Below are 6,165 nucleotides of genomic sequence, written 5' to 3' on the forward strand. Positions count from 1 at the left end.
GCGGTGAAGCTTGGAAGTACGCGCCGCTGTGTCTGCTAAACGTCGTCGCCGGATGCGGTATATACGGTTTCAGTGGCCTCACCAGCGAGTTTCACAACCTCGACTTTAATGTTGCCGAGGCGAAGATCACCTTCTGAGCCGGCTGCACGGACCTGATGATAAATTAGATTAGCCACCTCTTTCAAATATTCAACGGGAGCTTTTAGTGAAGTTGCCGCAATCGCGTACAATTCCTGTCCGGTCACCGTTAGAGCTTGGCAACCAAAGCTAGCCTCAAGAAGGATGTCCCTATTATTTATAATCGAGATCGCGTAATCGGAGGCTAACAGAACACCCTTCCCTGACGGCTTAACTTGCACCGTGTACTCCAGCCCTCCCATAACACTAGGACTTGAGACGATGCCGAGTTCGTGCATTAGGAGTCTGTTTTGAAAGGTCAAGAATCTATCGCCGTCTACTTCTGCAAACGTGGGAATGGCTTGGGCGGCGAGGACAAACTTGAAGTAGTTAGTGATTTTATCAGCCTCCTCACGCGATAGAGCCGAGACGAACTGCAAGGTCCGCAACGAGAAAGTACCCGGCTTGCGTATCTCGCCCGCCAATATCTTCCCGAAAAGGCTGCGCAGCTCTTCTGAAGACTTGTCCTCTGCGAGCTTCGCGTACAGATTCAGCCAATCGTCATCGATTTCCTGCGTCGCATCTTGCTGCGAGGGCTTCTCATTCAACTCATCAATGGCCCCTTTAACCGAAGCGGCGCGGTTCTCTAGCTTGCGCTTCTCTTCCTCCGTACGATACATTCCCTCAATTTCAATCTTGCCTTTTGCCTTTTGCTTGCCCGTATTGGCCTTGATCCGCGCTGCCGCGTTTTCGCCCGCCGCCAACAATACTTGGCCGACGGCTTTATCGACGTTCTTGACGGTTTGAGGCATCGGGATGGACGGCAACTGGAAGCCGAGCCAGTTTGCGATTGCTTCGCTAAGCGTCGGGAGGCCCGCGCTCTCTCCCGGTACGGCCGGCAGATCATCTCCCATCGCTGCCCTCCAGTAACCCGTTTGAGCGCGCCTTATTGATCATATAGGAAACGAACGCGGCGCAGGCTCCGAGCATGAACAACGCGTCCGCCTCGTCCACTTTGGCCGAGCCGTCGTCGAGGAGAGCGTGCCGAATGCCCTTTTCATCACTCGTGTAAGCGTAAAGCGAGACGAAGCCGTTCTTCATCGCCGGGTGAATCGCGATCTTCTGTTCCAGCCTCCTCAATGCCTTCGGCAGAATGTCGGCGGTTGGGTCTAGCGTCTTGCCGACAGCCTCCACGGCGTGAATGCTTTCCCGAACGCAATCAGCGTACGCCCCCGCGGTCAGCTGCGTCGCCGCGTTCCGCAAATGTGCGCGGGCTCCGTTGAATTGGGTGGAAGCCAAGTCGGCAAACGCCTTAGTGACGGTCGCGTGTTCGGCTTCTGACCCAATGGGGCAGATCACGACGTCATCGATCACCCGATAGGCTGCCCGGCAGTGACGGAGGATATTTTCGACCTGTTGCGGCAACCTTCCCGGGCAGGCTGGATGTTTAAGAACAAACTCCAACCAGCCAAATATTGCGAGATAGCTCCCCTTCTCGAAGAGATCGCGCAGCGAGGTGATTTGCTCATCAGCGTAATTCTCGTAGCGGTCCGCCATTTTATGTTGGCGATAAACGAACTCGTCCTTAAAAATAGTCGACCAGGGCGCGCGAAATGTGCCCCGAGTGTAATCATCGTACTGTATCGCGTCCTCCAGATAAGAATGAATTCTTGCCCAGAGCAGCGCCCGCAGCTCTCGCGAAACTTCCTTCAACCGGAGTTGTGACGGAAGAGGTTGGGCGCCTTCCGCTTGCTCGAACGTGAGCTTCTTCCGTTGTTCGGTGTCATTTGACACAGGCAAAGTCCTCGTTGGCTAATGCGCTTCCTTAGATATGTGTTGTAACTACAGTACAGTGTTTTACCCGTACAACTACGGGCTGAACAACCAATGTCGAGAATTGACTCCGGAGCTTAGCGCCATCGTACAATCCTTCCTGAGTCGCGGCGCGGAAAGCATTCTGAAATGGAACACAATTTCTGGGACTTGCCGGAAAATCCCGAGGAAGCCTTCCTGGTGCTAGAGGATCGGTATCGGAGGGAATGCGAAGATGCGGTGAGCAAAGCTGGCGAGCACGATATTCTCAGCGTGTATTACACAGACTATATTGCACAGGTGCTAGGAGCAGCCGAAGAGCTGGAAATTGTCGAGGCCGCCTTCAACGACGAGGTGCCGCGTATCGAAAACGTCGACTTCAGCACCTACCAGTTTTTCAGCAAACGAGTGAAGCACTACGTAACGCGACTTCAAATTCGCCACGGCCGCCGTATTCAAGGACATTCGGTTCGCTTCGACCTTTCAGCGAAAACGAAGGTTCATCACCTGCTCGCGCAAGTACGAGATATCTTCCTGAAGCTTGAGGTGGAGGAGAAGAAGCGGGAATCGCTACTGACGAAGCTCAACATCCTCGAAAAGGAGGTGGATCTGAACCGCACCCGATATGACGCATACGCTGCCCTTGTAATCGAGGTCGCGGAGGTCACCGGGAAAGCCGTTGAGCGAAGCAAAATTCTCGATCTACTTGATGCCGTCGCGAGGGTATTCGGAACGTCGAAAAACGACGACCGGCCTCAGTTGCCAGCGCCAAAAACGCCGAAGCGAATTGAGCACAAGCGATCGGATATGGACGACGACATTCCGTTCTAAGTGTTGCCGGCGCGCCCGACGCGGCGCCTTCGCGATACCTGGCGCTAACTTGGTCGAAAACGGGTCGGGGGAAACCGCGACTTGCTAAGTCACTGAAATCGCTGGCGCTCCCTAGGGGAATCGAACCCCTGTTTCAGCCTTGAGAGGGCCGCGTCCTAACCGCTAGACGAAGGGAGCGTGAGGGCTAGCCAATAACCTCGAAATTTGTCCGCCGCAAGGACCCGAACCGCCCTTTTAAGGCTCATTGGCAAATTTCAGCTTTCCGGCCGGCTTCAGGGTGTGGGCATCGAAGGTGCGGATCTCGGTGACCCCGCCGACATCCAGCGTGACCACGAGGCGGTCGCCGGCGACCCCGGTCGCGACGATCCTGGCGCCCTTGGGCAGGGTAGTGGTGACGTCGCCGACGGTGTCAGCCGCCCTTCCCTCCGACTTGAAAAGGCGGTAGCCCACCGCGATCAGAACGGCGCAGATCGCCAGCGCCGTGGTCAACCCCGCGATCAGCATCAACCGCCGCACCCGCGCGAACAGCGCGGCCTGCTCGGGGCTCGGTTCGGGAACAGCGGTATCAGACGTCGTCATGGAAAATTCTGGCTCTGCGCAAAGGTTGGAGGTTGTCGTTGCCGGCGACGAGGGCTCGACCCGGCTCGACCGCGTGCTGGCGGCGCACCTCACCGACCTGTCGCGATCGCGGCTGAAAGCCCTGATCCTGGCGGGCGCGGTGAGCCTCAAGGCCGCCGCGGTCCGCGACCCCGCTTATCACGTCAGTTCGGGCGATACGATCATAATCGACGTGCCTGAAGCCGCCCCGCCGGAGCCCAAAGGCGAGGATATCGCACTCGATATCGTGTTCGAGGACGACGACATCGTCGTCCTCAACAAGCCGAAGGGGCTGGTGGTGCATCCCGCGGCCGGCCACGAGACCGGCACGCTGGTGAACGCGCTGATCGCCCATTGCGGCGGCTCGCTGTCGGGCATCGGCGGGGTGCGCCGGCCCGGCATCGTGCACCGGCTCGACAAGGACACGACCGGGCTGATGGTGGTCGCCAAGAACGACCTCGCCCATGCCTCGCTCACCGCGCAATTCGCCGACCACGGCCGCACCGGCCCGATGCGCCGCGGCTATATGGCGTTTGCCTGGGGGCTCCCGGGCCGCCATCGCGGCACCGTCGATGCGCCGATCGACCGCCACCCGCATGCGCGTGAGAAGATGGCGGTGCGCCAGGGCGGCCGCGAGGCGGTGACCCATTGGGAGCTGCTCGAGAGCTTTACGGGCCGCGACGGCAAGCCGATCGCGGGGCTGCTCACCTGCGAACTCGAAACCGGCCGCACCCACCAGATCCGGGTCCACCTCGCCCATATCGGCCACCCTCTGATGGGCGATGCCGTCTATGGCCCCCATTTCAAGACCAAGGCGAACCAGCTTGGCCCCGAGTCGCAGGGGGCTTTGTCGGCGCTGGGGCGACAGGCCCTGCACGCTTATCTGCTGGTATTAGAGCACCCGAGGACGAGAGAATTACTCCACTGGGAGACGCCTCTGCCGGAGGATTTGCTTCTCCTTCAGGGCTGCCTGAAAGCGGCGCTATGACGCAGGCAGATTCAGAAAATCGTTACATTACAAAAAGTTATGGCTGCCACACGGGGACGTGACGTCAGCAATCCTTCCCTTTTTGTCCCCGCATGGAGTATATTGCGTCTGCGTTGGCAAAGGACCAACGCGGAACATCGCAGCTACGGCCGGCTTTAACAAAGCGGTCGTCTGCCTGGCCCGCCGCTATCGGGGGCCTGAACCTTGGAGGGCTTCACAATGGCCCGTACCGCTACTCTGCCGGTCCTCAATGGAGAATCCGGCCTCTCCCGCTACCTCGGCGAAATCCGCAAGTTCCCGATGCTGGAACCCCAGCAGGAATACATGCTCGCCAAGCGCTGGCGCGAACACGATGATCGCGACGCTGCACACCAACTCGTCACCAGCCATCTCCGGCTCGTGGCCAAGATCGCCATGGGCTATCGCGGCTACGGCTTGCCGATCTCCGAGGTCGTCTCGGAAGGCAATGTCGGCCTGATGCAGGCGGTGAAGCGTTTCGAGCCCGAGAAGGGCTTCCGTCTCGCCACCTACGCGATGTGGTGGATCAAGGCTTCGATTCAAGAGTACATTCTGCGTTCCTGGTCGCTCGTGAAGATGGGCACCACCGCGAACCAGAAGAAGCTGTTCTTCAACCTGCGCAAGGCGAAGAGCAAGATCTCCGCACTGGACGAAGGCGATCTCCGCCCCGACCAGGTGGCCATCATTGCCAAGCGTCTCGGCGTCACGGCTCAGGACGTGGTCGACATGAACCGCCGCCTCGGTGGCGACGCGTCGCTCAACGCACCGATCCGCGACGACGGCGAAGCCGGCGAATGGCAGGACTGGCTGGTCGACAATTCGCCCAACCAGGAAGCCATGCTGGCCGAGCACGAGGAATATGATCACCGCCGTGATGCGCTGAACGGCGCCATGGGCGTGCTCAACCCGCGTGAACGCCGCATCTTCGAGGCACGCCGCCTTGCGGACGAGCCGATGACGCTGGAAGACCTTGCCGCCGAGTTCGGCGTGTCGCGCGAGCGCGTCCGCCAGATCGAAGTCCGCGCCTTTGAAAAGGTGCAGGCCGCGGTCAAGGGCACCATCGCAAGGGCCGAACAGGCCGCACTGGAAGCCGCGCTCTAAGCACGGATTACAGCACCAGGAATTGGCGGATCGATAAGAGACAGAAAGCCGGCGGCAACGCCGGCTTTTTTGTTTGTGTGAGATGCAGCATGTTCGCGGAGAGGCCGGCGGGGCATCTTGAACCCGCGCGGCCGGTCAACCGCCCCAGAATGATTGGGCCGGCAGCATCAACTGGACGGACAAAAACCGTGTCGATCATCCTGCAATCCACCGTCGGCGGCTTCGAAGCCCAGTTCATGCGCAAGCTGCCGCTGGTCGAGCAGGCGATGCGCGAGCACGGGCTCGAACCATCGGAGTTCGTGATCTCCAAGGACTACGCCTCGACCGCGACGATCCCGATCATGGGGCCGTTCTTCTTCAACTACAGCGTCTTCTTCGGCGAGGAGACATTCACGGTCACCGAGCCGAACGACATGGTGTTCCTGGACTACTTCTTCAAACGCGTGCTGGCGGCAGACGGCCCGCCGGAATCGCCGCAGCGGCCGGGATTGATGCGGCGGTTCTTCGGGTGGATGTCGGAGACGGTGTGAGAGGCGCTGAGCCCTTCTTCGCCTCTCCCCGCTTGCGGGGAGAGGCCGGATCGCATCGATAGATGCGATCCGGGTGAGGGGGGACTCTCCGCGAGTCTATCTGTCACCACCCCCGCGGAGGCTCCCCCTCACCCCAACCCTCTCCCCGCAAGCGGGGCGAGGGAGCGCACC

General features: G+C 59.8%; 8 protein-coding genes and 1 tRNA gene. 4 read left to right on the forward strand and 5 right to left on the reverse strand.

What is annotated here, in order from left to right:
- Nucleotides 1-35: 35 nt before the first annotated feature.
- Together IVB29_RS12875 and IVB29_RS12880 are read right to left on the reverse strand one after the other, a co-directional pair.
- Nucleotides 36-1,031: a DUF2806 domain-containing protein gene (locus IVB29_RS12875; RefSeq protein WP_247503748.1), complete on the reverse strand. Its 996-nt coding sequence runs from the start codon at nt 1,029-1,031 to the stop codon at nt 36-38.
- Complete coding sequence (locus IVB29_RS12880) at nt 1,021-1,911, reverse strand: hypothetical protein (RefSeq protein WP_247503749.1); 891 nt, start codon at nt 1,909-1,911, stop codon at nt 1,021-1,023. Before IVB29_RS12880 ends, IVB29_RS12875 begins: the two co-directional genes overlap by 11 nt.
- Before the next feature lie 168 nt (nt 1,912-2,079).
- Between IVB29_RS12880 and IVB29_RS12885 the strand changes: the two genes are divergently transcribed.
- Entirely contained in the window at nt 2,080-2,760 is a 681-nt protein-coding gene (locus tag IVB29_RS12885) for a hypothetical protein (RefSeq protein ID WP_247503750.1), read from the forward strand.
- 102 nt (nt 2,761-2,862) lie between these two features.
- Here IVB29_RS12885 and IVB29_RS12890 read toward each other — a convergent pair.
- Nucleotides 2,863-2,937 (reverse strand) — tRNA-Glu (locus tag IVB29_RS12890).
- A 57-nt stretch (nt 2,938-2,994) separates the two neighbouring features.
- Nucleotides 2,995-3,339 (reverse strand): hypothetical protein, encoded by a 345-nt coding sequence (locus tag IVB29_RS12895; RefSeq protein WP_247503751.1) that lies wholly within the window; start codon nt 3,337-3,339, stop codon nt 2,995-2,997.
- Between IVB29_RS12895 and IVB29_RS12900 the strand changes: the two genes are divergently transcribed.
- On the forward strand, nt 3,338-4,345 hold the full coding sequence (locus IVB29_RS12900; RefSeq protein WP_247503752.1) for an RluA family pseudouridine synthase: 1,008 nt from the start codon (nt 3,338-3,340) through the stop codon (nt 4,343-4,345). The genes IVB29_RS12895 and IVB29_RS12900 overlap by 2 nt on opposite strands.
- 219 nt (nt 4,346-4,564) lie before the next feature.
- Nucleotides 4,565-5,464 (forward strand): RNA polymerase sigma factor RpoH, encoded by a 900-nt coding sequence (gene rpoH, locus IVB29_RS12905; protein ID WP_247503753.1) that lies wholly within the window; start codon nt 4,565-4,567, stop codon nt 5,462-5,464.
- A 7-nt stretch (nt 5,465-5,471) separates the two neighbouring features.
- On the opposite strand, the gene IVB29_RS12910 is transcribed toward rpoH, so the two are convergent.
- On the reverse strand, nt 5,472-5,663 hold the full coding sequence (locus IVB29_RS12910) for a hypothetical protein (protein WP_247503754.1): 192 nt from the start codon (nt 5,661-5,663) through the stop codon (nt 5,472-5,474).
- Here IVB29_RS12910 and IVB29_RS12915 point away from each other — a divergent pair.
- A complete protein-coding gene (locus tag IVB29_RS12915) occupies nt 5,653-5,994 on the forward strand; it encodes a hypothetical protein (RefSeq protein WP_247503755.1) in 342 nt (113 codons plus the stop codon). The genes IVB29_RS12910 and IVB29_RS12915 overlap by 11 nt on opposite strands.
- The last annotated feature ends 171 nt before the right edge of the window (nt 5,995-6,165 follow it).

It is taken from the genome of Bradyrhizobium sp. 1, assembly GCF_023073315.1.
Classification (GTDB): Bacteria; Pseudomonadota; Alphaproteobacteria; order Rhizobiales; family Xanthobacteraceae; genus Bradyrhizobium.

Bases quoted from the DNA above. Each gene is read 5' to 3' on its own strand.
- IVB29_RS12875 (WP_247503748.1), bottom strand. From the start codon at position 1,031: ATGGGAGATGATCTGCCGGCCGTACCGGGAGAGAGCGCGGGCCTCCCG.
- rpoH (WP_247503753.1), top strand. From the start codon at position 4,565: ATGGCCCGTACCGCTACTCTGCCGGTCCTCAATGGAGAATCCGGCCTC.
- IVB29_RS12885 (WP_247503750.1), top strand. From the start codon at position 2,080: ATGGAACACAATTTCTGGGACTTGCCGGAAAATCCCGAGGAAGCCTTC.
- IVB29_RS12895 (WP_247503751.1), bottom strand. From the start codon at position 3,339: ATGACGACGTCTGATACCGCTGTTCCCGAACCGAGCCCCGAGCAGGCC.
- IVB29_RS12900 (WP_247503752.1), top strand. From the start codon at position 3,338: ATGGAAAATTCTGGCTCTGCGCAAAGGTTGGAGGTTGTCGTTGCCGGC.
- IVB29_RS12910 (WP_247503754.1), bottom strand. From the start codon at position 5,663: ATGATCGACACGGTTTTTGTCCGTCCAGTTGATGCTGCCGGCCCAATC.